A 26,531-nucleotide genomic window follows, 5' to 3' on the forward strand; every position below is an offset into this window, starting at 1 on the left:
ACTCCTTATAAAGCTATGCGATCGCCCAACTCTGGAATGTTAACATCCCAATCTAAGCGTTTTTTAAATTCGCTTTGGAGGATCTCCATTTTATCTAGTTCACCATGGATCAAATACAATTCAGGCCGGTTTTCAAATTGACTGGCCCAGTTTATTAACTGTGACTGGCCCGCATGAGCAGAAAACCCACCGAGGGTATGCACCTGTGCGCCAACCATAATATCTTCTTTAAATACACGAACAGTTTTAGCACCATCCACAATAGCTCGGCCATTAGTACCACGGGCTTGGAAGCCTGTGAAAATAATATGGCAGTCTTTGCGCCACAAATTGTGTTTAAAGTGGTGAATGATACGACCACCGTTACACATACCGCTCCCAGCGACAATAATAGCGCCACTTTTAACTTTGTTAATTGCCATTGACTCCTCGGGGCTAGGAGTGATCTTTAAAATAGGCAGCCAGTCATCCACGTTATGTATATTATGCTTGATCAGCATGGAGCGGTTGTGCTCATCGAAATCTTCGCGATGGCGGTAGTAGATGTCATTAGCTCGGATGGCCATAGGACTGTCTAAGTACACGGTGTGTTGTGGAAGACGACCTTCCTGATAAAAACGTCCTAAATGGAATAAGATATCTTGGGTCCGGCCTACAGAGAAGGCTGGGATCATGACGTTGCCGCCGTCTTTATGGGCTTGCTCAAGAATTGCTACCAACTCGTCAAGGGTGTCTTCATTACAGCGGTGGTCACGATCACCGTAGGTTGATTCAAGTAGTAAGAGATCTGCATGTTTGAGGGTTGAGGGCGCTTTCATCAAAGGTGAGCAAGTGCTACCTAAATCACCGGAGAAGACTAACGTGCGCACACTATCGTTAGGTTCGGTAAATTTGAGTTCAACAATCGCGGAGCCAATAATATGCCCCGCATCATGGAAGGCCACGGTAACACCAGGTACAACTTCAGTGTGTGTTTCATAGTCAATTGGACGGCGCAGTTTAAGTACCCGTGCAGCATCTTCGCTGACATACATAGGTTTGATTGGGCGCTTACCACGGCGGGCACGCCAACGGTTTTCCCACTCAGTGTCTTTTTCTTGAATATGAGCTGAGTCCAGCAGCATGAGTTCCATGAGTTCGCAGGTGGCGTCGGTAGCATAAATAGGACCACGGAAACCTTCTGCGACTAAACGCGGTAACATACCACTGTGATCAATATGGGCGTGGGAAATGACGACAGCATCTATATGCTCAGGGTTAAAAGTAAAAGCTGAGCGTTTAGCGTTATCATGTTCTTCGTGATGGTCGTTATCACCACCTTGTTCCATGCCGCACTCAAGTAATATTTTTTTCTTATCATAGGTTTCTATGAGGTAGCAGGAGCCGGTGACTTGCTGAATAGCACCGAGAAAATTGAGTAAGGCCATGAGGTATCCTTATTGGCTATATGTGAATTGAGTATGACAGGGTGAGCAGTCATTGATAATTATCATGATACCCTTATTACATTGTGATTAAACTGCACCAACTATGAGTTTATGGAGTATTAATATGCATCAGATTTTGCCGAGCCTCGCTGATTTAAATGAGCACGCTCAAGCTGAACCGGCTTTTGCACAGTGGCAAAAAGGTTACGGCCCCATCGAGCACACTGCAGAAACTCAGGCAGCTGTGTATCGATTGGCTCATCAGCTCGTGCAAGCTGGCATACAACCTGACATCTCTACTGTATACCGAAAGTTAACGGCGTTGGATAAAATTACTGCCGCGGGTATGTCGCTTGTAGTACATATGACTTATGCCAATAAAATCCACCTTGATGGAACAGAGTTGACTGCAGATGAATTTAAAGTTCAGCCTGAAGGTCATACGGGTGGTGCGTTGAACATGGTGCCTGGCTATGCAGCTTATATGGCACTGAATGCGTTAACTGGTGAAACTAGGGCATGGCTTATGGGGCAAGGACATAGCGTGGCCGCAGTTGAGGCTTTGAACGTGCTCTTTGGTAACTTGCATCCAGAGCAAGCCGCGGCTTATGGTCATGGCAAGGCTGGCATTGAGCAGTTGCTGCAGGATTTTTATAGTTACGGTATCGGTTCAGATGGCTCTATGGCTGCACCGCTAGGCAGTCATGTGAATCCTCATACGGCAGGCGGCATCATTGAAGGCGGGTATTTAGGCTTTGCTGAACTGCAATATGCGCATATGCCGTTACCCGGTGAAAAGCTCATTGCTTTCTTGTCTGATGGTGCAGCAGAAGAGCAGCGTGGTAGTGATTGGATTCCACGCTGGTGGCGTGCAGAAGATTGCGGCCCAGCGTTACCTATTATGATTGCCAATGGGCGCCGTATTGAACAGCGCACCGAGTTGGGCACTATTGAGGGGTTGAAAGGTTTCCAACGTCACTTACGGGGCTGTGGTTTTGACCCCATTGAGTTTGATGGTCGTGACCCAGCAGCCTTTGTTTGCACTATATGGGAGATGGAGCAACGCTTGGAGCGCCGAGTACAAGAAAAAAATAATGGTATTTTGTCTTATCCGCTCCCCATTCCATATGGTATTGCTGAGACAACTAAAGGTTTTGGCTTCTACGGTGATGATGAAAATAAAGCGCATAATTTACCGTTACCGGGTAATCCGCATACCGATGAGTATTCTCGCCAGCTGTTTAATAAGCACGTCAAGCCGCTGTATGTCAGTCCAGAGGATATGAAACAAGCGTTAGATCTGCTTAGAACCCATGATGAGCAGAATCGCCCACTGGAACGTGACAACCCGCTAGCTAACCGCTATCCAAAGACACCGGTGCAACCTGAGCTGCACTATCGTGATGATGCTTGCTCAACCATGGCTGCTATTGACCGTTATTTCGTAGACTTAGTCCAAGCCAACCCTGACTTACGTCCAAGGGTCGGTAATCCGGATGAGTTGGCCAGTAATCGTCTGACAGGTGTGCTGAAGGCATTACGTCATCGTGTCAGTGAGCCAGAGAGTGAGCTTGAAGCGATTGATGGCGATATCATTACAGCGCTCAACGAGGAGGCGGTGGTATCTGCTTGTTTGGCGAACCAAGCAGGATTGAACTTAGTAGCTAGTTATGAGGCATTCTGCGTAAAGATGCTAGGTGCGGTTCGTCAAAATATTATTTATGCGCGTCAGCAAAAAGAAATTGGCCGTCCTGCTGGTTGGTTGGGTTGGCCGCTGGTGGCGACTTCTCATACGTGGGAAAATGGTAAAAACCAGCAGTCACACCAAGATACAACTTTCTGTGAAGCATTGTTAGGTGAGATGAATGATGTTTCACGTGTACTATTTCCAGCCGATCACAACAGTATGCTGGCTTTGCTGCCACAGATTTATAGTGAGCGTGGTCAGATTTCTTGTGTTGTTGCAGCTAAGCGTGACCGTCCGTGCTTCTTTAGCCAGACACAAGCTGAGCAGCTCGCTCGCGATGGTGCCATCATCGTTGAAGAATATGATGGTACAGATCCGTTGTTGTTGATTGCTAATGGTAGCTATCAGCTAGAACAGGTGCTGCGTGCCGCTAAGCGCTTGCGTGAGGCGGATATGGGGTATCGTGTGGTGTACTTGCAAGAGCCGGGGCGTTTCCGTACTCCACGTGACCGTTGGGAGTTAGATTACTTAGCCAGTGATGAGTTGACTGAGAAACTTTTCCCAGCGCGCTTCCGTATGCGCGTAGTGCTCACCCATATGCGTCCTGAAGTGTTACGTGGGCATATTTGGCGCATTTTGCCAGATGCATTGAATACCTATGTATTAGGTTATCGAAACCGTGGCGGCACTTTGGATGAATTCGGTATGCAGTTTGTGAACCGTGCATGCTGGGGGAATGTATTGGCTGCTTGTGCACGTCTGCAGGATTTGCCGCGTACTGCTTTACTGACCATTGAGGAAGCAGCTGCTGTAGCAGGTAAGGGGGATCCACAGATATTACGTTAAATGGTTATTGATCTGTAGGTTTGAGCGGCGCATTGTGTTTTGTCTAGCATAAGATAAAGTACAATGTGCCGATTACTGTACTTTAAGTGTAGCAGTGCAGAGAGCAGCAACTTGTATAAATGGGTGTTCTTTTCATAGATGAGCACAGTGTAAGCGGCATATGAGGATTAAACATGGCAGGTTTGATTTTCCCGTGGCGTGCAAGTAATCAATTTGAATTGCTCATTGATGGTCCTGCATTTTTTGAAGACTGGCTAGCACGTATTGCTCAAGCTCAACGGCAAATTGATATCGAATTATATTTAGTGCGCAGTGGTCGAAGTGCTGATCGTGTCGAAGAGGCTTTGTTTGCGGCAGTACAGCGTGGTGTACGTGTGCGCTGTTTGTTTGATGGTTTTGGTAGCCGTCAGTTTCGCCACTTACAGCGTCGACGTTGGCAAGCGTCGGGGATTGACTTACGTTTTTATAATCCCATGCGTTGGGTGCATGGGATACAGAATTTTTATCGTGACCATCGTAAATTGCTTATTGTGGATCAGAGCATAGCCTATGTTGGTGGAGCTGGATTAACGGATGACTTTTGGCAGCCAGGTGTTGCAACTAGCCGTTGGCATGAGGTAATGGTGCGTGTTGAAGGCCCTGTGGTGAATGACTGGCAAAGCTTGTTTGATAAGCAGTGGGATAGCTGTATTGAGCGTTTTTTTTGGAAAAAAAACAATGCACCTAAAGGTGCGAAGAACCACAGTAGTCCGCCATTACCGCTTGCCAATACTGGTAAAGGGCGGGTGGCCTACGCTGCTTCTACGCAGCATCGTAATATTCAAAAATCTTTATTGCGTGCTATAGCTGGTGCGCACCAAACTATTTGGTTGGCGACACCATATTTTCTACCGACTTGGAGTGTGCGCCGTGCTTTGCGTAAGGCTGCTGCACGCGGCGTTGATGTGCGCTTATTGTTGACAGGGCGACATACTGACTTACCCCCCGTACGTTGGGCTGGGCAGCGTTATTATCCAGCTCTCTTACGTAAAGGCGTCCGCATCTTTGAATATCAGCCGCGATTTTTGCATTTAAAAATGGTTATGGTGGATGATTGGGTTACTGTAGGTTCATGTAACTTTGATCATTGGAACTTGCGTTTTAATCTCGAAAACAATCTGGAGGTGCGTGATACTCATTTTCTACAGCAAGTTTGTCAAAGTTTTCAGCATGATTTTACTCAAAGTTTAGAAATCACGGAAGATGTTTGGCGGCAGCGCCCGTTGTTACAGCGTTTTCGGCAGCGTTTATGGGGGTGGATGGATCGTTTAACAATTAACTTTTTAGATAAACGTAAATAAGCAGGCGTTAGATATCCGGCCCGTAGCCGCTTAATTGGCATGGCTATTGCTAAGTGTTACGTAGTGGGACTTGCTCAATTGTTTCCCCCTGAAAATACCCCAATAAAGTAGCTTCTAACTTATCTGAGCGGGTTTTACGCTGAGCGGCTATATCTGCGTTGAACTCAGCAATAATACGCAGCGCTGGTGCTGAATCTTGCAGAATGATGAGAGGAAGTGGAGCAGTAACAGGGCCTGCTTTGCCGCTCCAGTGGGTGACATTAGCCACTGGCTGCACCTTAACTTGACGTCGGATACGAATTGAGTTTTGTGGTGCTGTCATGATGTTATTTAATAGTTGGTTGAGAGTGGCGCTGTAGTCAATGCTAGTAGAGTGCTCTAAAGCGTTATTAATACGTTTAATGAGTCGTGCTTTATTTGGGTAGACTAAGGATTGTTGTTGTGACCAGTTAAAGCGCACTGATTTGATATCATCCTGATGATAGCAGCGGATTAATCTGTATAGATGTACTGTCATCACGCCAGGACAAGCTTGTTTAAGCACTTCAAAGCGAGCATTGGCGGTGCTGAAGTGTTCCACTACATAATTTTTGATGGCTAGCTTGGCGTTGTTTATGGTGTTTACGCATTCAACAATTTGCGTGGCATGAGGTGTATGCTGAGTGTCAAACCAAATTGCACCAGGCATACGTCGTGCACTTTTCTGCGAGAGTCCCGCAATGATATGAAGGTCCTTATAAGCTTTGAGGGCGGCTTCAAGTGCCGCTTGATCGCTATAAATATTGGGCGTGATAATAGGTAAAGGATCATGCTCTTGAGCTTTTGTCAGCGGTGGAATTTGTGCAACCACGGCTTGTTGCGGAGGTGTTTTGCTCATTAATTTTTGCAGCAAGTTCAACTGATCAAGCAACACATTATAGTGCTGCTTTAAAAAGACAATATCCATGTGGAGGACCTAGTTAACTTTACAAGTTTAAACCATCATACATAAGCAGCTTAAAAAAATAAACTAACCTACTCAATAAAAAATATGTCAACAAAAAGCAGGGGATGCGCAAGCTTTTATAGTGTGAGAGTTTTGTATATTACGCATTTTTCACTTTCTATTACTGATGGCCAGGGTTTTACGTGAAGCTGATAAGTGTGTAAATAGTAGTTAACAAGCTTATGTTGCTCAGTTTTGGTATAATATTGCCCTTTAAATATCGGTTATTTGCACTGTTTAATAGGCTGCTGCACCAGTTGATAAGTGGTTTATAAGCAAGATTATTACTTAATTAAGGCAAGCGTTCGATGTCGATTTTACTTTACGGCCAGCAAGCTGATCGTACCCATGAAAATCAAATGTTAAGGGCTTTTATTGATGCTCTGCAGGTAGATTGGGCGCATACAGGTAAAGATATAGTTCTGATTGCTAATAGTATGTGGAACGGGGTAGAGCTTGATCTAGTGTGCATTTTGCCAACGGCAATTATAATAGTGGACTTTAAGCACTACAGTGGTCATCTAGAAGGAACAGAAAATGGCCCTTGGCGAGTGGGTGGCGTTGAGGTAAAGGGAGGCAGTAAAAAGAATCCTTTTCAGCAGCTGCGCGATAATAAGTTTGCAGTCATAAATTGGTTAAAAAATAATAATTTATTGTCAGAGCAAAATATTGGGCATATCAATGCCGCGGTAGTATTTTCTGGCCCTATTGATGGTGCTGCTACTATTTCAGTTAAAGCATCCTACTGGTTTCACACTACAGATTTGTTGCGCTGCGCTACCACCTTAGCTGATATCAGCTCTGCAGAGCTGAAAATTTACCCCGGAGATATTCGAGCAATTTTAGATTGCTTAGGAGTGCAAGGTATTTTGCACTATTATGGTCAAGCCAATTACCCGTTAAAACTAATATCCGCACCGCAACGTTTGTCAGATTCTGAACAGAAGTACATGCTGGATAGCGAATGCGAAGCTAAAGAAAACCAAGCCAAACAAGACGTAAGCCAAACAGCAGTAATACATGTACCGCGTAAGCGCATGTCTGTTTTGTTTAAGTCTACGTTAGTGCTAGGTTGTTTATTTGTAGTAATAGCAATTTTTAGCCAGCTTTACCCAAATAAAGGACATAGTGATGCGATGCAGCAACTGCCGTCTTTGGAAAGCCAAACAGATGGTTTTCCGATGCAGCTAGAGCAGATAATATCACCTGCTTTTCAGCAAAGTGCAGCAGCTCTGTATGTTGATCAAGAAGTATTGGTTTGAGGAGCTGTGGTATACACTACAGTTTTAAAAAGTGTGTATGTAAACCTAGAATAACTATACCTCAAGAAAAATTTAACCGTGCTTGTTTGAAGCGAATGCGTGGTGATTCCCTAAAAAGTCCAATATTACAACATGGGTTTTTTGGGTTTCTTGCGATAAACGCGCAGTCCATGGCCTAATTGTTGCAGCGCAGCATGGCGAGTCAGTTCTGCTCCAGCACGCACGCCCTGTCGCTGAAAATATCTGCTCATAAAATCAACATGTTTTTGCAAAATACAAAAACCTAAGGTACGGCTTTGTTTGTGTTTACACCAAGACTGATAAATATGCTTAGCGCGCTGCTGGGTTGCAAAAGCATGTTCGATTTGCTCGGGATCAAAATATCCATTACGCCAAGGAATTTCTTGGTAATTCACATGCTCATCATAAATACCATAATAATGGATGGGTATGAGCAACTGTGCGTTGATGCCATGTACAATGCGCTCAAAGACCAAGTTGTTGTCGTATAATGAAAGGATATCAGCTTGGTCGGTGCGTTCCGAGGTGGCGGTCAGGCCTAATAAGAACCGCGGACTAAAATACTGCAGAATAGCTCGATAACTTGGTGCACTGGCATGGTGAAATTCATCCATTACGATGTAATCAAAAAATATGTGGGACTAAAGCATTGTAATGCTTCTGGTTTGCTGAGGCTTTGTACTGAGGCGAAGAGAAAGTCTGCCCCCACTTCTTTAGGTGAGGCTTGAAATAAGCCGGTATGTACTCCTTCATGCACACGATTAAATACAGCTTGAGCTTGCAATAAAATCTCTTCGCGGTGAGCAACAAATAAAACTCGTTTGGCGCGCAACTGTCAAGTGTCAAAAGCAGCTAACTAAGTTTTTCCCATACCGGTGGCTAGAACCACTAAGCCACGTGAGAAATCATCAAAACGGGTATTAACTAGAGCTTGTAGTGCTTCGGTTTGTACACTATTGGGACTAGGGGCATAAGGTTCATTGACAAAATTTGTCAACGATTGCAGTAGCGGGATGCGTTTTTGCCGCCTTGCGCTGTAACGGTCAACCCGGGCTGCAGTTAAAACTGAGCTGCGTGGATCTTTTAGCAATTGCGTAAATGCGTTACGAATGTGCAAAAACTTTCGTGCGGCTTTTGAATCTTTAGGAGGGGCAGTCATGTCGCCAAGACCATTCATAAGCATTTGTCAGTGCCGTACGGCTGTATTGTTAGAACCAATAAATGCACTGTCTTGTAGCGTTTGTTCGTGCTTATTGTGTGTGAAAATATAGGTTTTTAAATGAAAGCTAGTTTCGTTTATGCACTCAAATATATGCACTTGTGCCCCGCGTTCAGCCAGCATTAGCAGCTCATGCAGGGCATGAGGGTGAGTGATATCTAAATAGTCAGAAGTAAGAATACGAATCACAGCACCGTTATGAAGTGCCTCTATTAAAGGATCAAATAGTAAAACCAAACCGGATGGTTGGATAAATGACACAGCAATTTCTATATCGGTTGCCTGATAGATTGTTTCGAGTAGTTTAGGCAGTAATGGGTCGTGCTGTGTCCCCGTGGTCAAGCGGTGGCTATTGATGAGCATCAAGAGTGTTACTTATTAGCAATGAGCAATGCATTAAGCCACTGCTCATCTCCTCGTTCAGGGCGTTGGTCTTCTGTAACCCAGGCTTCTTTAATGGTTAAACCTGTATCTTCTAAAAACTTTTCAAGACGCTCCTCGTTGCAATTGGTGAAGTGGCGACCATTGTGACTGCTTTCGTCTTCACCATATTTAAAGGAAACATACATCACGCCGTTGTCTTTAAGTAGTTCGCCTAAATGTTTCAGTGTAGCAGGTAGGTTAATGGCAGGAACGTGCAACAAAGAAGCACAGGCCCAAATACCTGCATAAGTTTGTTCGCTAGTGAAGTTGAGAAAGGTGCTTAGCTGTACATTAATGCCTGTAACATTCTGAGCAATTTTAACTAGCTTTGGTGTGGCATCAAATGCTTCAACTTTATAGCCCATTTTCATAAAGGCGAGTGTATCGCGACCAGCTCCACAACCGGCATCTAGAATTCTACTGGAATCTGGTAATTGAGCTAGAAAACGCTCATAGAGTGGACTCATATCCACATCCAAAGTGTCTTGAGCGAATTGTTCAGCATTGTCTTCGTAGTATTCTAGTGTCATAAATAAATTCTCCAGTATTGCCTGTGCTCGCAAGCTGTAGCACTCTTAACTTAACCGAGTAGCTTACTGGATCCAAATGATTCTTTCATCAGCTTCAATCAAATTCGAGCTGTTGTATCTGTAGGGTTTGTTTTTTTGCAAATCTCAGAGTGACAGCTAAGGTTGCAGTGGCTAAATGTACTAAAAATAAAGGGGCATGCTTATGTGGTAATGGCCATAGATGTCTTTTTTATAAAAGAACGAGTGAGGTTTGTATTGGTTCAAAAAAAGTATGTGCCATACCTTAAAGTGGTAATGAGATGATAGATTTGTCTGTTTCCCACTGGATCGTATATGTGTAGATGGATATCTAGTCGAGTAGGTGCTTATCATTGCTTAAGCAGTGCTAATGTTAATTTTAGTATGTTCAATTGAGGTACGGTTCAGGTTTTTGTGGCGATGAGCAAATTTAATGAGACTCTATAATGCTGTGCTGAATATTTTATATTTTAATAAGTTTTAGCTTGTTTTGCTTTGAGCGTTATGGGGTGGCCGTTGAATTGGTTGTTTTTTAAACGATTGGTGGTTTAAAGCAACAAAAAGAATTTTTTTAAAATATTTTCATAAAAATGCTTGACACGATTCATGGAAACTAGAATAATACGCGCCATCGCAAGGCTACATAGCTCAGTTGGTTAGAGCGCAGCATTCATAATGCTGATGTCCCAGGTTCAAGTCCCGGTGTAGCCACCAATTTTATATTAAAGGGTTAGCTCAGGCTAACCCTTTTTTTTTCCAATTTGAAAGTATTCTTTGAATGTCATTAGGGCTTTATACCTCAGCGTGTACACTAGAGATGTTGCAGGCTCTTAAATTTGACTAAGGAGTATTTTATTTATGGCTGCTAAAAAGATTCTGATGCTAGTTGGTGACTACGTAGAAGATTACGAAGTGATGGTGCCATTTCAGGCGTTGCAGATGGTCGGTCATACTGTGCATGCTGTGTGTCCAAATAAAAAGGCAGGTGAGTTTGTACGTACAGCCATTCATGATTTTGAAGGCGATCAAACATACAGTGAGAAGTTGGGTCATAATTTTGTACTGAACTTTAACTTCTCTGATGTGAAAGCAACTGACTATGATGCATTGATTGTGCCTGGTGGACGCTCACCAGAGTACTTACGTTTGAATGCTGAGGTGTTAGAGCTAATCCAGGCTTTCGATCGACCCAAAAAACCAATTGCTGCAGTCTGTCATGGACCACAACTCTTAGCAGCAGCGGGCATTTTAGATGATCGTGAGTGCGCAGCTTATCCTGCCTGTGGTCCTGATGTCGAAATGGCTGGCGGGCATTATATTGAGTTGGACGTAAATGGTGCACATTTAGAGGGGAATTTGGTTACTGCACCTGCATGGCCGGCTCACCCCACTTGGTTGGCTGGTTTCTTAATGTTGCTAGGTACTAAAATTACCCTTTAAATTTGATGTGAGTGTAACATTGCTTGATGCGCTCTAAATGCCTGCCTGTTAAGATGCAGAAGGACTCTCCTCAGGAATTTCGCCAATGAGTAGTAAGGCACTGTAGAGTAGAGTGGTTTAACTCCAACTAAACTCTTGTCTCGAACAAAAGGAAATAATATGACGACCGTTACATTAAAAGGTACACCTGTACGTATTGATGGCCATTTTCCACAAGAAGGTGAGCAGGCTCCAGCATTTAGCTTGGTGAATACAACGCTCGAAGACGTAAGTTTGTCCAGCCTGGGTGGTTTGCGTAAAATTATTAATATTTTCCCAAGCATTGATACCCCAACCTGCGCAACTTCTGTACGTAAATTTAATGAAAAAGCATCAGGGTTAAAAAATACACGTGTGCTTTGTGTTTCTGCGGATTTACCTTTTGCACATGCACGCTTTTGTGGTGCTGAAGGCCTAGATCGGGTGCTATCTTTGTCAACTATGCGTGATCCTGATTTTTTCCAGTCTTACGGTGTTGATATTGCTGAAGGTCCATTAGCTGGACTGGGTGCGCGAGCGGTGATTGTTTTAGATGAAGAGAACAATGTATTGCATAGTGAATTAGTCTCTGAAATAGCTGATGAGCCGAACTATGAAGCTGCAATTGCAGCATTGAACTAAATACTCAGTTTGCGCGGTAGTGTTTTGATATGCTACCGCGTGATTCTGTAACGTTGCCTTTATGATGTGCAATGCATCTCTAGATAAAAGATAGATTGGCAGCAAGATTGGGGCGTCACCGTGCATTGACGGCTTAGCATTGATGTTAAGTGAATAAGGCTTAACGTAAATTGATGGTAAAGAACCTGCTAAGCAGGACGAAGGCTGCTATCTTTCATATTCCTAAGGACTGTGATGAGCTGATATGCCTGACTCTTCTATAAAATTTGCAAAAAAAACCTCAAAAAAAGTTTATTTTTTAATGCTGTTGATTGGTGTGATCGCGACTGCTGTTTGGTGGTGGTTGCAATCAAACGCAAAATCAGCAGCTGTCGCTCCGCGTATGGGTGGTAGTTTTATGGGAGTTGTGCCAGTTCATGCACAACAGGTTCGTCATGATCGATTTACTGTAAAGCTTAAAGCTTTGGGTACAGTAACCCCATGGAACATGGTGAGTGTTACCAGTCAGGTCAGTGGTGAATTGGATCAGGTGTTATTTAGCGAGGGGCAGTATGTTGAGAAAGGTACTGTGTTGGCACAGATTGATCCGCGTAACTATCAGGTTGCTTTATTACAAGCTGAGGGTGCTTTACAAGAAGCTCGCGCCCAATTGGCTAGCGCTGAGTTGGACCTTAAGCGTTATCAGGGGCTCTATAAAGAAGACTCTGTGGCTAGACAAACCTTAGAGCAGCAGCAGGCCCTTGTTGCGCAGTTGCAGGGAAGTGTAAAAGTACGTCAGGCGCAGCGTAATAATGCCAAGCTGGATGTGGAGCATACTCGTGTTATAGCGCCTATTGCAGGTCGTTTAGGTTTGCGTGCTTTAGATGCTGGTAATTATGTATCAGCAGCAGTAACTGAGTTGGTAACCATCGCCCAAGATAATCCCATTGCGGTAAGCTTTACGATTCCTGAGCATGAGCTGCAGGCTGTTTTGCAAGCTTATCGACAAGGTCAAACTTTAAGTGTCCAAGCTTGGAATCGCGATGAAAATAAGATGCTTGCACAAGGTGAGCTTCATAGCATCGATAATCAAGTGGATATCAGTACGGGCAGTGTACGCTTAAAAGCACGGTTTTCTAATTCAGAGCAACTGTTATTTCCTAATCAGTTTGTGAACGTACACTTACAAGTTGCAGTGCATGATGATGCTTTACTTATACCGGCAGATGCAATTCAGTTCGGTACAAGTGGCCGCTTTGTGTGGAAAATAAAAGAAGACGATACCGTTGTTGTACAACCAATTAAATTGCGCGACAGCGATGGAGTTTCGTCCATGTTGGAGTCAGGTCTTGAGGTTGGTGACTGGGTGGTAGTTGAAGGTGTGGACCGCTTACGTAATGGTAGTAAAGTGGAACGAGTTATGCCAACGGAACAAGGATCAGTGACTGCAGAGACGTCGGCCACCATGGAAAACAAAACACCAAATAAAGCCTTAAAGCCCAAATTGACGTCTAAGCAGAAGCCAGCAAAATGAACGTCTCGCGCATTTTTATTCAACGGCCAGTTGCTACCACGTTATTGATGTTAGCGATTTTTATCGCTGGAGCCATTGCTTATCGTTTATTACCTGTCGCAGCGTTACCCCAAGTGGATTATCCAACCATTCGGGTGCTGACACTGTACCCGGGTGCCAGCCCAGAAGTGATGAACAGTGCTGTAACAGCACCATTGGAGCGTCAGTTTGGACAGATGTCGGGCTTGGACCAGATGTCCTCAACTAGCTCGGGCGGTGCTTCAGTTATTAGCTTGCGTTTTAGTTTAGACCTTGAACTGGATGTGGCTGAGCAAGAGGTGCAGGCTGCCATTAATGCAGCTACTAACTTGTTACCGCGTGACTTGCCTGCACCACCGGTGTACAACAAAGTAAATCCTGCAGACAGTCCTGTGCTGACATTGGCAATTACCTCTAAAAGTATGCCATTACCATTGGTCAATGATTTGGTTGATACCCGTATGGCGCAAAAGATTGCACAGATCAGCGGGGTTGGATTGGTGAGTATCGGTGGAGGGCAACGTCCTGCTGTGAGGATTCGGGCCAATCCACAAGCTTTAGCTTCGGCCGATTTAACCTTGGCTGATGTACGCAATGTCATTACCCGTGCCAACGTAAATCAGCCTAAGGGTAGTATTGATGGGCCAACTCGTATTACCCAGTTGGATGCCAATGACCAGCTGCGATCAGCGGAGGATTATGCGGGTTTGATTCTTACTCATCATGATGGGCGAGTGCTCAAGCTGACTGATGTGGCAGAGATTATTGAAGGAGTAGAGAACAACCGCTTAGCTGCTTGGGCGGACCTTAACCAAGCAGTATTACTTAATATTCAACGTCAGCCGGGGGCTAATGTGATTGAGGTGGTAGAGCGAATTGAAGCTTTGTTGCCTAGTATTATTGCTACTTTGCCGGCCAGCTTAGAAGTCAGTATTTTAACCGATCGTACGCAAACCATTCGCGCAGCTGTCAGTGATGTGCAATTTGAATTGATGTTGGCAGTGGCTTTAGTGGTGCTAGTGACTTTCGTATTTTTAAAGCGATTAACTGCAACTATTATTCCTTCAATAGTGGTGCCATTATCCCTAATTGGTACTTTTGCGGTGATGTACCTACTGGGTTTTTCACTCAATAACTTGACGCTGATGGCTTTAACCATTGCTACAGGGTTCGTGGTTGATGATGCTATTGTCATGTTAGAGAACATTACGCGTCATATAGAGTTGGGTGAAACGCCCATGAATGCAGCGTTAAAAGGAGCAAAACAAATTAGTTTTACGCTGCTCTCATTAACCTTTTCCTTAATTGCAGTTTTAATTCCGTTGTTATTTATGGCGGATGTAGTGGGGCGTTTATTTCGAGAGTTTGCCATTACTTTATCTGTGGCAATCTTAATTTCTTTAGTGATTTCTTTAACCCTCACACCAATGATGTGCGCGCGCTTGTTGCGAGGCGGAGAGCAGAAGAAAAAAGAAGACTGGCTTAGCCGCACGATTGATCATTACAGTTCCGTATTGCGTTGGGTATTACGGCATCAAATATTGACCTTATGGTTTGCTGTGGGTACTTTTTTTCTTACTGTACTATTGTGGATCTGGGTGCCGAAAGGATTTTTCCCTGAGCAGGATACGGGGGTTATTCAAGGTATTTCAGAAGCACCGCAAAGTATTTCTTTTGCAGCTATGAGTGAACGGCAACAGCGTTTAACAGCGGTGTTACTACAAGATCCAGCTGTACAAAGTGTTTCTTCACAAATAGGTGTGGATGGTGATAACCCAACTTTGAATACAGGTCGCATGCTCATTAACCTTAAACCTTTTGCTGAGCGTGATGCCTCTGCCTCCGAAGTGATCAATCGTTTGCGCCCTGAATTAGATCAAGTGTTGGGGATTCAGCTGTTTATGCAGCCGGTGCAAGATCTAAGTATTGAAGATAGGGTTAGTCGCACGCAGTTTCAATTTAGTTTGGAGTCAGCCGATAAAAATGAGCTGCAGCGTTGGGTGCCTATTTTAATTGAAAAATTACAAAGCTTGCCGCAGTTGCGTGATGTAAACAGTGACTTACAATCCAATGGTTTGCAATATTACCTTAATATTGATCGTGATTTAGCTGGGCGTTTAGGAGTGAGCATCGCCACTTTAACTGATGCTTTATATGACGCTTTTGGTCAGCGTCAGATCTCTACAATTTTTACACAAACTAGCCAGTATCGAGTGGTATTAGAAAGCTTGAGTAATCCAAATGATGCGCTTGCAGCCTTACATGATATACATGTGCGTGGCGCTAACGGTCAAACTATACGTTTAGCTCATTTAGTGAAAGTAGAAGAACGTTCAGCGGCTTTATTACTGAATCATATTGGCCAGTTTCCGGCGGTTACAGTTTCTTTTAACTTAGCTCCGAACGTGTCTTTAGGTGAAGCTGTAAGGTTGATCGAGCATGCTCAAGTAGAGCTGGCTATGCCAGTCTCGATTCAGAGTCATTTTCAAGGGGCTGCAGAGGCCTTTCGCGCGTCACTGTCGAGTACCTTGCTATTGATCTTGGCGGCGACCGTGACAATGTACTTGGTTCTGGGTGTGCTCTATGAAAGCTATATTCATCCGCTGACTATTTTGTCAACTTTGCCGTCTGCAGCTATTGGTGCGCTTTTGGCGCTATTTATGACTGGTAACGATCTGAGCTTAATTGCCATTATTGGAATTATCTTATTGATCGGTATTGTAAAGAAAAACGCCATTATGATGATTGACTTTGCTTTGGATGCAGAACGGCATCAGGGCTTGAGTCCAGAGGAGGCGGTTTTTCAGGCGGCGCTGTTGCGTTTTCGGCCTATCTTAATGACAACTTTAGCTGCGTTATTTGCTGCTTTACCTTTAATGTTTGCTAGTGGTTCAGGTGCTGAACTACGCCAGCCTTTGGGATTGGTGATGGTAGGTGGCTTGCTGCTCAGTCAGGTGCTGACTGTATTTACTACTCCTGTAATTTATTTGTTCTTTGACCGTTTAAGTGTCCGCAGTAAAGCGCGCTTTAATTTAGGTACTGAGTTGTGAACTTGTCGGCACCTTTTATCCGGCGTCCAGTGGCAACTATGCTACTGAGTTTGTCGATTATTTTGCTTGGGGTGCTAGGCTACCGTTTGTTACCAGTATCACCGTTACCGGATATGGATTTTCCCATGATTACCGTGCAAGCTAACTTGCCAGGTGCGAGCCCTCAAGTTATGGCCGCTACGGTGGCCACGCCTTTGGAGCGCTCACTGGGTAGCATTGCTGGTATCAGTCAAATGACCAGTCGTAGCGCGCAAGGGCGTACGCGGATTATGATTCAATTTGACTTGGGGCATGATATTAATGCGGCTGCGCGTGAAGTTCAGGCTGCCATTAATGCGGCCCATGAGATGTTGCCCAGTGGAATGCGCAGCATGCCTACGTATCGTAAGGTTAACCCTACTCAAGCTCCAATTATGGTTTTAGCGTTAAGCAGCCCGATACTGGACAAAGGTCAAATGTATGATTTGGCCGACAGCATTGTGGCGCAGAAAATTTCCCAAATACCGGGAGTCGGAGAAGTTAGTATTGGTGGAAGTTCTTTGCCAGCTGTGCGTGTGGAGTTGGAGCCGCGTCGTCTTGAACAGTATGGAATTGCCTTAGATGAAGTTCGTCAGACTATTGCAGATGCCAATCAACAACAACCTAAAGGACAGTTAGAGCAGGGCAATCGTCACTGGCAAGTTCAAGGGAATGATCAGTTGCATAAGGCCGCTGATTATGCACCCTTGATTATTCGTTATTACGATGGTGCGGCATTGCGTTTAAGTGATGTTGCAAAGGTCACCGATAGTGTAGAGAACCGTTATAACAGCGGCTTTTTTAATGATGAAGAGGCTGTACTGTTAGTGATTAACCGCCAAGCTAGCGCTAATATTATTGCTACCATTGAAGCTATTAAAGCTGAGCTCCCCTCTCTAGAAGCCGTTTTACCAGCTAGTGCAAGGTTGGAAGTAGCAATGGATCGATCTTCGGTAATCCGTGCTACTTTGTATGAGGCTCAACGGTCTTTATTGATTGCTACGCTGCTTGTAATCGCTGTGGTTATGCTTTTTTTAGGCCATTGGCGTGCCGCCGTAATTCCTGCTTTAGCAGTGCCGGTCTCATTGATCGGTAGTTTTGCTGCTATGTATATGCTTAATTTTTCCCTCAATAACTTATCGTTGATGGCTTTGATCATTGCTACAGGGCTAGTAGTAGATGATGCCATTGTTGTATTAGAAAATATCGCTCGACATATTAATCAGGGTAAAAAGCCACTGCACGCAGCGATCATTGGCTCCCGTGAGGTAGGTTTCACCTTGTTATCGATGAACTTATCCCTCGTAGTAGTGTTTGTCTCGATTCTCTTTATGGGTGGATTGGTTGAGCGTTTATTCCGCGAGTTCTCTATCACACTCACTGCCGCTATTTTAATCTCCTTATTAGTATCTTTAACGTTAACCCCTATGCTTTGTGCACGCTGGTTGCGTCGTGAAGTTGGTATAGAAACACAGCAACCCAACTTTATTCAACGTTTAGGCTTGTGTATTTCTGCAGGTTATCAGCGCTCTTTAACTTGGACCCTTAAATATCAGGGGTGGATGTTGTTGGGATTGTTGTTAACCATTGCCAGTAATGTATGGCTATTTATTGAAGTGCCTAAAACCTTTATGCCTCAACAAGACACAGGTCAACTTAGAGGCTTTATCCGAGGTGATGATGGTCTGTCTTATCACACCATGCAGCCTAAGATGGAAATTTATCGTCAAGCATTGCTTAAAGATAAGGACGTGCAAACCGTAGCTGGTTTTATTGGTGGTGGTAATGCATTTTTAATCGTGCAGTTAAATCCTATTGATGAACGAGAAAGTTCTGCACAAGACATTGTCAACCGTTTGCGCCGACAAATGCCAAAGGTGCCAGGGTCACGCTTATTTTTAATGCCAGAACAAGATCTCAGCATGGGGCGGCGTGAGGGCAGTAATACCGATAGTGAATATGTCTTGCTTGCTAGTGATTTAGAAGATTTACGTACTTGGCAGCCTAAAGTGCGTGATGCTTTAAAGGCTTTACCCGAGTTAACAGATATTGATAGTACTGAAGGCCGGGGGGCTCAACAAGTGACATTGCAGGTGGATCGTGAAACGGCTGCACGTTATGGGGTCGATATAGCAATGGTGACTGCCTTATTGAATAACGCTTTTAGCCAACGGCAAGTATCTACAATTTATGAAAATTTGAATCAGTACAGTGTAGTGCTGGAAATTGATGAGCAGTTTGTCGGCTCGCCACAGGTATTGGATCAGATACAAGTCATAGGTGATAAGGGTAAACGTATTCCTTTATCTACTTTTACACGTTGGGAGGCCAGTCTGCAGCAAGATAATGTGCAACATGACGGGCAGTTTGCTGTAGAAAGTATTGGCTTTGCTTTAGCTCCAGGTGTGAGTTTAGAGCAGGCCAGTCAAGCCATTGAGCAGGCCATGGCAAAAATTAATTTGCCTAATGAAGTACAGGGTCGCTTAGGGGGTACTGCAGGGTTTTTCCAACAGAGTCAAGGTAGTCAAGGGTTAATGTTGTTGGGAGCTATTATTTTAGTGTATTTAGTCTTAGGGATATTGTATGAAAGCTATATTCATCCACTGACTATTCTCTCAACTTTACCTTCAGCTGGTGTCGGAGCTTTGTTAGCCATTCAGCTCACTGGTGGTGAGTTCAGTTTGATCTCTTTGTTGGGTTTGTTTTTATTAATTGGTGTAGTAAAAAAGAATGCCATCTTAATGATTGATTTAGCTCTGCAGTTACAGCGAGAGTTGAAAGTGACAGCCGAGCAGGCTATTAAGCAAGCCTGCGCTCAACGTTTTCGTCCTATTATGATGACGACTATGGCTGCCATTTTGGGTGCTGTGCCTTTATTGTTGAGTACAGCAGAAGGTTCTGAAACCCGTCAACCGTTAGGCTTAGCAATTGTTGGTGGTTTGTTACTCAGTCAGTTATTAACCTTGTACAGTACGCCAACGGTGTACTTGTTCTTTGATCGTTTAAGCATCCGTGCACGCCGCTTTAAAAAGTCCAAAAGTATGGAATTCGTCCATGAAATCGATCGTTAAGCTCAGTGTATTTACCTTAGTTGGGGTAATGTTAGGTGGTTGTGCACTGGGGCCAGAGTATCAACGTCCACAAATGCCGTTACCTTCAGAGTTCCATCATACGCCAGGGTGGAAGTTAGCTCAGCCCGCTGACGTGGAAGCTTCAGTGGCTTGGTGGGCGCTTTATAAAGACCAGCAGTTAGCACAGTTATTGCAGCAGTTAGAATCCTCAAATCAGAATCTACGTGCCGCAGAAGCTGCGTGGCGTGAAGCCCATGCACTGGTTCGTGGTAGCCGTTCCGCATTGTATCCAAAAGCATCAGGGCAATTGAGCAGTGCCCGACAAGGCAATGATATAGGCGCCGGTAAAACCAATGAAATTGCTATAGGCTTAAGTTGGCAGTTAGATGTTTGGGGGCAGATTCGTCGTCAAGTGGAGGCCAGTCAAGCACAAGCTCAAGCCAGTGCTGCGGAGTGGGCCAGTGTGCGTTTAAGCCAGCAATCAGAATTGGTTCAAAACTATTTTCAGTTACGCGTGCTGGATGAAGAAGCGCGTCTGCTTGATGCAACACTTGAAGCGTATGAGCGTTCTTTACGGACTACAGAGAATCGTTATAAAGCGGGAATGGTAACCCGTGCTGATGTCAGTCAGGCATTAACCCAACTGAAAAACGCTCAAGTGCAACGCTTAGAGCTTGCTTGGCGACGGGCCCGTTTTGAGCATGCTATTGCTTTATTGGTGGGCAGTACTCCGAATGCAGTGCAAATTACTCCCTTAGAAAGTGTTCCCGAGCTGCCTGCTTTACCTTTAACTGTACCCTCGACCTTATTGGAGCGTCGTCCTGATATTGCTGTGGCTGAGCGTCGTGTGATGGCGGCCAATGCAGAAGTTGGCGTGGCGCAGACGGCTTACTTCCCTGACTTAGTCTTAAGTGCTAATGGAGGTTATCGCGGTAGTAATTTAGCTGACTGGATAAGCGTACCTAATCGCTTTTGGTCCATTGGGCCGCAATTTGCCATAACTTTGTTTGATGCAGGCTTACGTCGCTCTAAAGTTGCGCAGGCTAAGGCACGCTATGATCAGCAGGTGGCACGTTATCGGCAAACCACTTTGCAAGCCATTGGTGAAGTGGAAGATGCCTTAGTGCAACTGAATGTTTTAGCTCAAGAAATTGAGGTGCAACATCAGGCTTTAGCTGCAGCACAAGATACATTGCGTTTGATAGAGAACCAATATCAGGCTGGCATGGTGGACTATTTGTCAGTTAGTAGTGCGCAAACTACAATGCTCAATAGTGAGCGTAATTTATTAAACCTCAAAGGGGCCCAGTTAATTGCTAGTGTACAGTTAATAAGCGCCTTAGGTGGTGGTTGGCAAGGTGTTGCCCACACTACATCAAAAAAAGAACGCTGATATGACTGGACTTTGTTTGGCGCAACCCGTATTCGCATAGAGCATGCTGTAATAGCTAACACTGTAATTATTAAATAGCAGAATCCGTTAAAAGAGCTAGTAAGGCTTGCAGTCTATTTATAGGCGTTGTTTGAGTAGCCAGAGTGTGGTTGCACGCATCGTGCTGTTTGAACAATATTTTAAACATCAGGATTACCTTTTGGCTTGACTTTAGCCGACGCCTAGTCGTCTACGCTATAGTTTTTTGTCGTCCAATATAGGTTGGTTAGCAGCGAGTTTTTATAATCATTAAACGGTAATATTTCCAGCATAAGGACGCAAGCACATGCGTATTTTACATACTTCGGACTGGCATCTTGGCCAGCATTTTATGGGTAAAACACGGCAAGTTGAACACAGGAAGTGGTGTGATTGGTTGGTGCAAACTGTGCGTGCGCAACAGGCAGATGCTTTAATTATTGCTGGAGATGTTTTTGATACAGGTACACCGCCGAGTTATGCCCGTGAGCAGTACAACGATTTTGTCTTGCAAATGCATGATACAGGCTGTCAATTGGTGATACTTGCTGGAAATCATGATTCCGTAGCTATGCTCAACGAAAGTAAAAGTTTGTTGGGCAAACTCAATACTCAAGTGATTTCCACCGTGGCTGAAAACCCTGATGAGCAGGTGTTGTTGTTAAAAAAGTCTAATGGCGCAGTGGGAGCCATTGTTTGTGCCATTCCGTTTTTACGTCCGCGGGATATTCAACACAGCCAAGCCGGGCAAAGTGCAGAAGAAAAGCAAAGTGATTTACAACAAGCCATTGCTGAACATTATGCGCAACTTTATGCGCGAGCACAGGCCAAGCGTGATGAACTGGGAATCAGTGTGCCAATTATAGGTACTGGGCATTTAACTACTGTAGGCGTCAGCCTGACTGAGTCGGTGCGCGAGATTTATGTGGGGAGTTTATCAGCCTTTCCAACCGATGCTTTCCCAGAGTTTGATTATCTAGCTTTAGGGCATATTCATCGTTCGCAAAAAATTGGTGGGCTTGAGCATATTAGGTATAGCGGCTCTCCCATTGCTCTCAGTTTTGATGAAGCAAAACAGCAAAAAGAACTCTTACAAATCGATTTAGATGGTAGTGGTTTATTGTGTGTTACAGCCATTGCAATCCCATGCTTTCAACGATTGGTCTCTTTATCTGGTAGCTTAGAGCAGCTAGAGCAGCAGTTTGCTGAATTAGCTAAGAGCTTAGACCCAACAGCTGTAGCATGGATCGAGATTCAAGTGCAGGTGGATGATTATTACAGTGATTTAGATGAACGAGTTGCTGCACTTTGTCAGAATCTACCCGTTGAGGTGCTGAGGGTTCGGCGCTTGCGTGGTAACAAAGTGGCAGGGTTAACTGGTGATATAGGTGAAACTTTAGCGGAATTGACACCAAATGAGGTGTTTGCCAAGCGTTTAGAGAATGAAACATTGACTGAGAACGAAATTAAAGGACTTATCACTTTGCATGCCCAAGTGCTAGATGCTTTACAGGAGGTCGATGTATGAAAATTCTTAGCATTCGGCTAAAAAACATCAATGCGCTCAAAGGTGAGTGGAAAATTGATTTTACTCAAGCACCTTTTTACGGTAGCAGTTTATTTGTCATTACTGGACCTACCGGAGCTGGAAAGACCACTTTATTGGATGCTATATGTTTAGCGCTGTACAGTCGTACACCACGAATGAGCAGCATATCTAAAAATAGTAATGAGTTAATGACTCGACATACTGCCGAGTGCTTAGTAGAAGTTGAATTTGCGGTTAAAGATAAAGCTTACCGTGCTTTTTGGAGCCAGCGTCGTGCGCGTAATAAGGTTGATGGTGCACTGCAAGATGCGAAAACGGAGCTGGCTTACCTTGATGGGCGTATTATTACTGACAAGCTCAGTGAAAAACCTAAAGAAATAGAGCGGTTAACAGGGCTCGACTTCCATCGCTTTACTCAATCCGTGATGTTGGCTCAGGGTGGTTTTGCTGCTTTTTTAGAAGCCAACGCTAATGATCGAGCTGATTTATTAGAGCAGCTTACCGGCACTGAAATTTACGGACAGATTTCACAGCAAGTGTATACAGCACAAAAAGAGCAGCGTTACCTGTTAAACAACCTCAAGAGCCGCGCAGAAGGGGTACAACTGCTAAGTGATGAAGCATTAAGTAAGACTCGACTACAGCTCACTGAAACAAGGGCTTCAGTCACTCTTTTAAAGCAGCAACAAAGTGTTTTAGAAGAGCAGCTACAGTGGCGTCGTAGCTTAGATCAAGCAGAAATCAATCAAGCTCAAGCCCAAAAAAAACTGAAGGAGGCTCAAGTTCAGCTGCAAACTCATGCTGCGGATTTACAGCGTCTGGCGGAGCATATTCCTGCAGCTGCATTGCAAATTCACTATCAAAATTTACAGAAAGCACGGCGGGGTGTGGAACACAGTAAACAAACTTTGATTGCCGCACAGCAAAAAGCACAGGTGCAAACTACTCATTTACAACAATTATCTTGGCTGTGTTATCAGTATGCGCAGCAGGCACTACAGTTAGTTCAAACACGGTTACAGTCAGCCCAAAAGACGCAGAGAAACCTGTTGCATAAGCGTGAGAAAACACCACATCATGCTCAGTTATCGGAATATATCAATGTTTGGCGTAATGCTTTTGCCTTATTAGAAAAGCAGCAAAGCACAATTAAAAGAGATAAGAAGCGGCAACAACAATTGGTCATGAAGTTTAACCAATTAAACTCCGATCTAGCTGCTCATAAAAAGCTGTATCAGCAACAGGACCAAGCGCTTCAGCCTTTATTACAGGCTTGGCAAACTGAGCAAGCTGCACTAGCGCAAGTCCTTGGGCAGTATAGTACTAGTGATTGGCAAGTGCGGCTTAATCATCTACATGAACAGAGTCATTGCTACCAATGGTTAGCTCAGGAATATGAAACTGAGCGTATACAGCAGGCAGTATTAATTCAGAATGAAGCCCGTTGCACCGAGCTTGCGCTGCAAGTGCACAAGCATGAGCAGTTGCGTGAAACCTTGCTTAGACAATATGCCAACCTTAAAGAGCAGGTTAAAGATAAAGCTTTGCTGTTGAAGCAAGAGCAACGCATTGCTGACTTGGAAGTTTATCGCACGCAATTACAAGTTGATGAGCCTTGTCCATTATGTGGTTCTTTAGAGCATCCTGCGGTCAATCGATATCAAGCCCTAGACGTGTCGCAGACCGAATATGCCTTACAAGCGAAGCAAGCTGAGTTGGATGCAATCATTGAACAGGGGCAAATCTGTAAAGAACATTTGGCACAAATCAGTAGTGAGTATGCTTTGTTGCGCAAACAACAGGCTGAAAATCAGCAGGAGCTAGATAAAATCCGCGAGCAGAAAATTGGTAACCTAAAAGCATTGGGGTTTTCTGAATCTTTATCTGAAATTGATTTCTGTGCTGCACAAGCTGCTTATGAACAACAAGTGAAACAGTGCCAACAGCGTATTCAAGCGATTAATCAAGCTCAAGATCGTTTAAAGCATAGCGAAGAAGTATACCGCGATGCGGAGCAAAAAATGCGTGATTTACAGCAAAAAATCATTATTTTATCCAGTGATATTAAGCAGCACCAAGAGCAACAAAAAATTTTAGAGCAACAGATACTCAGCCAACAAAACGATGCACAACTGCAACAGCAGCAACTCAGCGAGCAGTTGCAAAGTATGGGGTATAGTTTTCCGGAGCAGGTGCAACAGTGGTTGGAGAAGCGTCAGCACGAAGCTCAACAGTGGCAAGCAGATACTCAGCAGCTGGATGACTTAAAGTTGCATATTCAAGCTTTACAAACAGAGCAGCAGAGTGCGGAACAACAGCAGATAATTGCTCAAAAACACTGGCAAACCTTTGGTGTTGAGGGTGAACAGTCCGTACCCGTGGTGACTGATGTGCTGGCAGAATTCAATCAGTCTCAGACACAGTTACGAGCCAATGAAGCTCAGTTAGCACAGTTACAGGGGCAAATTAACAGTCTTGCAGATCGACTCACTGAAGCTGAAAATGATAAGACTGAACAGTTAGCAGAATGGCGAAAGCGTCTAGCGCATAGCACTTTTTCAGATGAGAAAAGTTTTTTAATGGCTTTACTACCTGAGCAAAAAGTGCAGGAATTACAAGAATTAAAGCTGCAGTTGGACAGGCAACTACAAGATGCAAAAGCTTTATTGATGGCAACTACGACACAGATTGAACAACTAAAAAAAGCTCCAAAAACAGAGTTTTCTAGTGCTGTATTGGCTGAGCAGCGTAATGCTTTAGAGCATGAGCTCAGCGAGCTTAATCGCCAACTCGGGATAATAGAAAACACTTTAAATACTGACTTTAAAAACCGTGAAAATCATGCCGGTCTATTACAGCAGATCGATCAGCAAGCTGCTCTTGATAATCAGTGGCAACAACTTAATGGCTTAATTGGATCTGCCGATGGTGGTAAATATCGCAAGTTTGTCCAAGGCTTAACTTTGGATCACTTAGTCAACTTAGCCAATCAACAGTTAGCAATTTTGCATAATCGTTACCAACTCAGCCGTCGTGAACAAGGTGAGTTAGAAATTGAAATTATAGACACTTGGCAAGGAGATACTCAGCGAGATACTCGTACCTTATCTGGTGGTGAAAGTTTTTTAGTTAGTTTGGCTTTAGCTTTGGCTTTGTCAGAGTTGGTCAGCAAAAAGACTCGCATTGATTCACTATTTTTAGATGAAGGTTTTGGCACTCTTGATACTGAAACTTTAGAAATGGCTCTTAATGCTTTAGATAACCTTAACGCTGAAGGTAAAACTATTGGCATTATTAGCCACGTCGAAGCGCTTAAAGAGCGTATTCCTGTGCAAATTAAAGTACACAAAAGCACAGGCATGGGGTATAGCAGTTTGGATGAGTGTTATAGAGTGAGGGCGTAGTGATACATGTTATGCCATCAGTGGAAAGCTTAAAACAGATCAAGTTTGAATTAGGTTCCTGACATCTTCTTTCTTTAAAGGATAAGAAAATTTTGTCTGAAAAACGGCTTAGAAATCCGACTGTTTAGTCATAATTGGAAATATTTTCATTATTTAAAAATATTTCCAATTTTTTTTGTGTTTTATTTGTATAGCTAAATTCGCCAAAAAAATAAAAAATTTGCTTTAAAATTAAAAAAAATCGTTGAAATTCTAATTTTAAAAATGGCTGTAAGCCGCGAATATACTAAAGCAGGGGGTTATGCAGTGGCCCTGTAGCTTGTTAAATTTATGCTCGCCACGCTGCAATTCTTTTAACAACAATAAATGGTGAGCATTATGCAACATGAAAAAACAAATGCTGCTGCCTACTGGAAAGCAAATTTGCGTTTAATTACAGGCTGTATGTTTGTATGGGCGTTAGTTTCTTATGGTTTCGGTATCATTTTTAGACCATTACTGTCTGGCATCTCAATCGGTGGAACTGACTTGGGGTTCTGGTTCGCACAGCAAGGTTCGATCCTTACTTTTATCGTCCTGATTTTCTTCTACGCATGGAGAATGAATCGTTTGGACAAAAAATTTGGTCTTGAGGAGTAA

17 protein-coding genes, 1 tRNA gene and 1 pseudogene are annotated in these 26,531 nt (G+C 43.9%); 13 read left to right on the top strand and 6 right to left on the bottom strand.

Annotation, left to right across the window (positions count from 1 at the left end):
- Positions 1-5: 5 nt before the first annotated feature.
- Positions 6-1,427 (bottom strand): MBL fold metallo-hydrolase, encoded by a 1,422-nt coding sequence (locus TOI97_RS06405; protein WP_321553292.1) that lies wholly within the window; start codon positions 1,425-1,427, stop codon positions 6-8.
- Positions 1,428-1,551: 124 nt separating this feature from the next.
- Between TOI97_RS06405 and TOI97_RS06410 the strand changes: the two genes are divergently transcribed.
- Together TOI97_RS06410 and TOI97_RS06415 are read left to right on the top strand one after the other, a co-directional pair.
- On the top strand, positions 1,552-3,960 hold the full coding sequence (locus TOI97_RS06410; RefSeq protein WP_321553293.1) for a phosphoketolase family protein: 2,409 nt from the start codon (positions 1,552-1,554) through the stop codon (positions 3,958-3,960).
- Positions 3,961-4,133: 173 nt separating this feature from the next.
- Positions 4,134-5,300: a phospholipase D-like domain-containing protein gene (locus TOI97_RS06415; RefSeq protein ID WP_321553294.1), complete on the top strand. Its 1,167-nt coding sequence runs from the start codon at positions 4,134-4,136 to the stop codon at positions 5,298-5,300.
- A 49-nt stretch (positions 5,301-5,349) separates the two neighbouring features.
- Here the strand turns inward: TOI97_RS06415 and TOI97_RS06420 are convergent, their stop codons facing one another.
- Positions 5,350-6,246: a DNA replication terminus site-binding protein gene (locus TOI97_RS06420; protein WP_321553295.1), complete on the bottom strand. Its 897-nt coding sequence runs from the start codon at positions 6,244-6,246 to the stop codon at positions 5,350-5,352.
- A 347-nt stretch (positions 6,247-6,593) separates the two neighbouring features.
- Here TOI97_RS06420 and TOI97_RS06425 point away from each other — a divergent pair, with 347 nt between their 5' ends.
- On the top strand, positions 6,594-7,547 hold the full coding sequence (locus TOI97_RS06425) for a nuclease-related domain-containing protein (RefSeq protein ID WP_321553296.1): 954 nt from the start codon (positions 6,594-6,596) through the stop codon (positions 7,545-7,547).
- A 125-nt stretch (positions 7,548-7,672) separates the two neighbouring features.
- Here TOI97_RS06425 and TOI97_RS06430 read toward each other — a convergent pair whose 3' ends face one another.
- The 4 genes and pseudogenes from TOI97_RS06430 to TOI97_RS06445 form a co-directional block, all read right to left on the bottom strand.
- A complete protein-coding gene (locus tag TOI97_RS06430) occupies positions 7,673-8,203 on the bottom strand; it encodes a DEAD/DEAH box helicase (RefSeq protein WP_321553323.1) in 531 nt (176 codons plus the stop codon).
- Positions 8,182-8,751, bottom strand: a pseudogene (locus TOI97_RS13325) (DEAD/DEAH box helicase family protein). Before TOI97_RS13325 ends, TOI97_RS06430 begins: the two are co-directional and overlap by 22 nt.
- A 3-nt stretch (positions 8,752-8,754) precedes the next feature.
- On the bottom strand, positions 8,755-9,150 hold the full coding sequence (locus tag TOI97_RS06440; RefSeq protein ID WP_321553298.1) for a phospholipase D-like domain-containing protein: 396 nt from the start codon (positions 9,148-9,150) through the stop codon (positions 8,755-8,757).
- An 8-nt stretch (positions 9,151-9,158) separates the two neighbouring features.
- The gene (locus tag TOI97_RS06445) at positions 9,159-9,740 is read right to left on the bottom strand and encodes a class I SAM-dependent methyltransferase (protein ID WP_321553299.1); all 582 of its coding nucleotides are present in this window, start codon (positions 9,738-9,740) and stop codon (positions 9,159-9,161) included.
- 655 nt (positions 9,741-10,395) lie between these two features.
- Here TOI97_RS06445 and TOI97_RS06450 point away from each other — a divergent pair.
- The 10 genes from TOI97_RS06450 (at position 10,396) to TOI97_RS06495 (ending at position 26,531) form a co-directional block, all read left to right on the top strand.
- A tRNA-Met gene (locus tag TOI97_RS06450) sits at positions 10,396-10,472 on the top strand.
- Positions 10,473-10,616: 144 nt separating this feature from the next.
- Positions 10,617-11,198, top strand: coding sequence for a DJ-1/PfpI family protein (locus TOI97_RS06455; RefSeq protein WP_321553300.1), 582 nt, complete (start codon positions 10,617-10,619; stop codon positions 11,196-11,198).
- A gap of 159 nt (positions 11,199-11,357) precedes the next feature.
- On the top strand, positions 11,358-11,858 hold the full coding sequence (gene tpx, locus TOI97_RS06460) for a thiol peroxidase (RefSeq protein ID WP_321553301.1): 501 nt from the start codon (positions 11,358-11,360) through the stop codon (positions 11,856-11,858).
- A 244-nt stretch (positions 11,859-12,102) separates the two neighbouring features.
- The gene (locus TOI97_RS06465; RefSeq protein ID WP_321553302.1) at positions 12,103-13,371 is read left to right on the top strand and encodes an efflux RND transporter periplasmic adaptor subunit; all 1,269 of its coding nucleotides are present in this window, start codon (positions 12,103-12,105) and stop codon (positions 13,369-13,371) included.
- Positions 13,368-16,439, top strand: a complete 3,072-nt coding sequence (locus TOI97_RS06470) for a multidrug efflux RND transporter permease subunit (RefSeq protein WP_321553303.1) — start codon at positions 13,368-13,370, stop codon at positions 16,437-16,439. The genes TOI97_RS06465 and TOI97_RS06470 overlap by 4 nt, the downstream gene beginning before the upstream one ends.
- The gene (locus TOI97_RS06475) at positions 16,436-19,528 is read left to right on the top strand and encodes an efflux RND transporter permease subunit (RefSeq protein ID WP_321553304.1); all 3,093 of its coding nucleotides are present in this window, start codon (positions 16,436-16,438) and stop codon (positions 19,526-19,528) included. Before TOI97_RS06470 ends, TOI97_RS06475 begins: the two co-directional genes overlap by 4 nt.
- Complete coding sequence (locus tag TOI97_RS06480; RefSeq protein ID WP_321553305.1) at positions 19,512-20,921, top strand: efflux transporter outer membrane subunit; 1,410 nt, start codon at positions 19,512-19,514, stop codon at positions 20,919-20,921. Before TOI97_RS06475 ends, TOI97_RS06480 begins: the two co-directional genes overlap by 17 nt.
- 325 nt (positions 20,922-21,246) lie before the next feature.
- Positions 21,247-22,467: an exonuclease subunit SbcD gene (gene sbcD, locus TOI97_RS06485; RefSeq protein ID WP_321553306.1), complete on the top strand. Its 1,221-nt coding sequence runs from the start codon at positions 21,247-21,249 to the stop codon at positions 22,465-22,467.
- Positions 22,464-25,892, top strand: coding sequence for an SbcC/MukB-like Walker B domain-containing protein (locus tag TOI97_RS06490; protein ID WP_321553307.1), 3,429 nt, complete (start codon positions 22,464-22,466; stop codon positions 25,890-25,892). The genes sbcD and TOI97_RS06490 overlap by 4 nt, the downstream gene beginning before the upstream one ends.
- A gap of 378 nt (positions 25,893-26,270) precedes the next feature.
- A complete protein-coding gene (locus tag TOI97_RS06495; RefSeq protein WP_321553308.1) occupies positions 26,271-26,531 on the top strand; it encodes a DUF4212 domain-containing protein in 261 nt (86 codons plus the stop codon).

Origin of the sequence: Denitrificimonas halotolerans (assembly GCF_034259425.1) — a bacterium.
Taxonomy (GTDB): Bacteria; Pseudomonadota; Gammaproteobacteria; order Pseudomonadales; family Pseudomonadaceae; genus Denitrificimonas; species Denitrificimonas halotolerans.

Bases quoted from the DNA above. Each gene is read 5' to 3' on its own strand.
- TOI97_RS06405 (WP_321553292.1), bottom strand. From the start codon at position 1,427: ATGGCCTTACTCAATTTTCTCGGTGCTATTCAGCAAGTCACCGGCTCC.
- TOI97_RS06410 (WP_321553293.1), top strand. From the start codon at position 1,552: ATGCATCAGATTTTGCCGAGCCTCGCTGATTTAAATGAGCACGCTCAA.
- TOI97_RS06415 (WP_321553294.1), top strand. From the start codon at position 4,134: ATGGCAGGTTTGATTTTCCCGTGGCGTGCAAGTAATCAATTTGAATTG.
- TOI97_RS06420 (WP_321553295.1), bottom strand. From the start codon at position 6,246: ATGGATATTGTCTTTTTAAAGCAGCACTATAATGTGTTGCTTGATCAG.
- TOI97_RS06425 (WP_321553296.1), top strand. From the start codon at position 6,594: ATGTCGATTTTACTTTACGGCCAGCAAGCTGATCGTACCCATGAAAAT.
- TOI97_RS06440 (WP_321553298.1), bottom strand. From the start codon at position 9,150: ATGCTCATCAATAGCCACCGCTTGACCACGGGGACACAGCACGACCCA.
- TOI97_RS06445 (WP_321553299.1), bottom strand. From the start codon at position 9,740: ATGACACTAGAATACTACGAAGACAATGCTGAACAATTCGCTCAAGAC.
- TOI97_RS06455 (WP_321553300.1), top strand. From the start codon at position 10,617: ATGGCTGCTAAAAAGATTCTGATGCTAGTTGGTGACTACGTAGAAGAT.
- tpx (WP_321553301.1), top strand. From the start codon at position 11,358: ATGACGACCGTTACATTAAAAGGTACACCTGTACGTATTGATGGCCAT.
- TOI97_RS06465 (WP_321553302.1), top strand. From the start codon at position 12,103: ATGCCTGACTCTTCTATAAAATTTGCAAAAAAAACCTCAAAAAAAGTT.
- TOI97_RS06470 (WP_321553303.1), top strand. From the start codon at position 13,368: ATGAACGTCTCGCGCATTTTTATTCAACGGCCAGTTGCTACCACGTTA.
- TOI97_RS06480 (WP_321553305.1), top strand. From the start codon at position 19,512: ATGAAATCGATCGTTAAGCTCAGTGTATTTACCTTAGTTGGGGTAATG.
- sbcD (WP_321553306.1), top strand. From the start codon at position 21,247: ATGCGTATTTTACATACTTCGGACTGGCATCTTGGCCAGCATTTTATG.
- TOI97_RS06490 (WP_321553307.1), top strand. From the start codon at position 22,464: ATGAAAATTCTTAGCATTCGGCTAAAAAACATCAATGCGCTCAAAGGT.
- TOI97_RS06495 (WP_321553308.1), top strand. From the start codon at position 26,271: ATGCAACATGAAAAAACAAATGCTGCTGCCTACTGGAAAGCAAATTTG.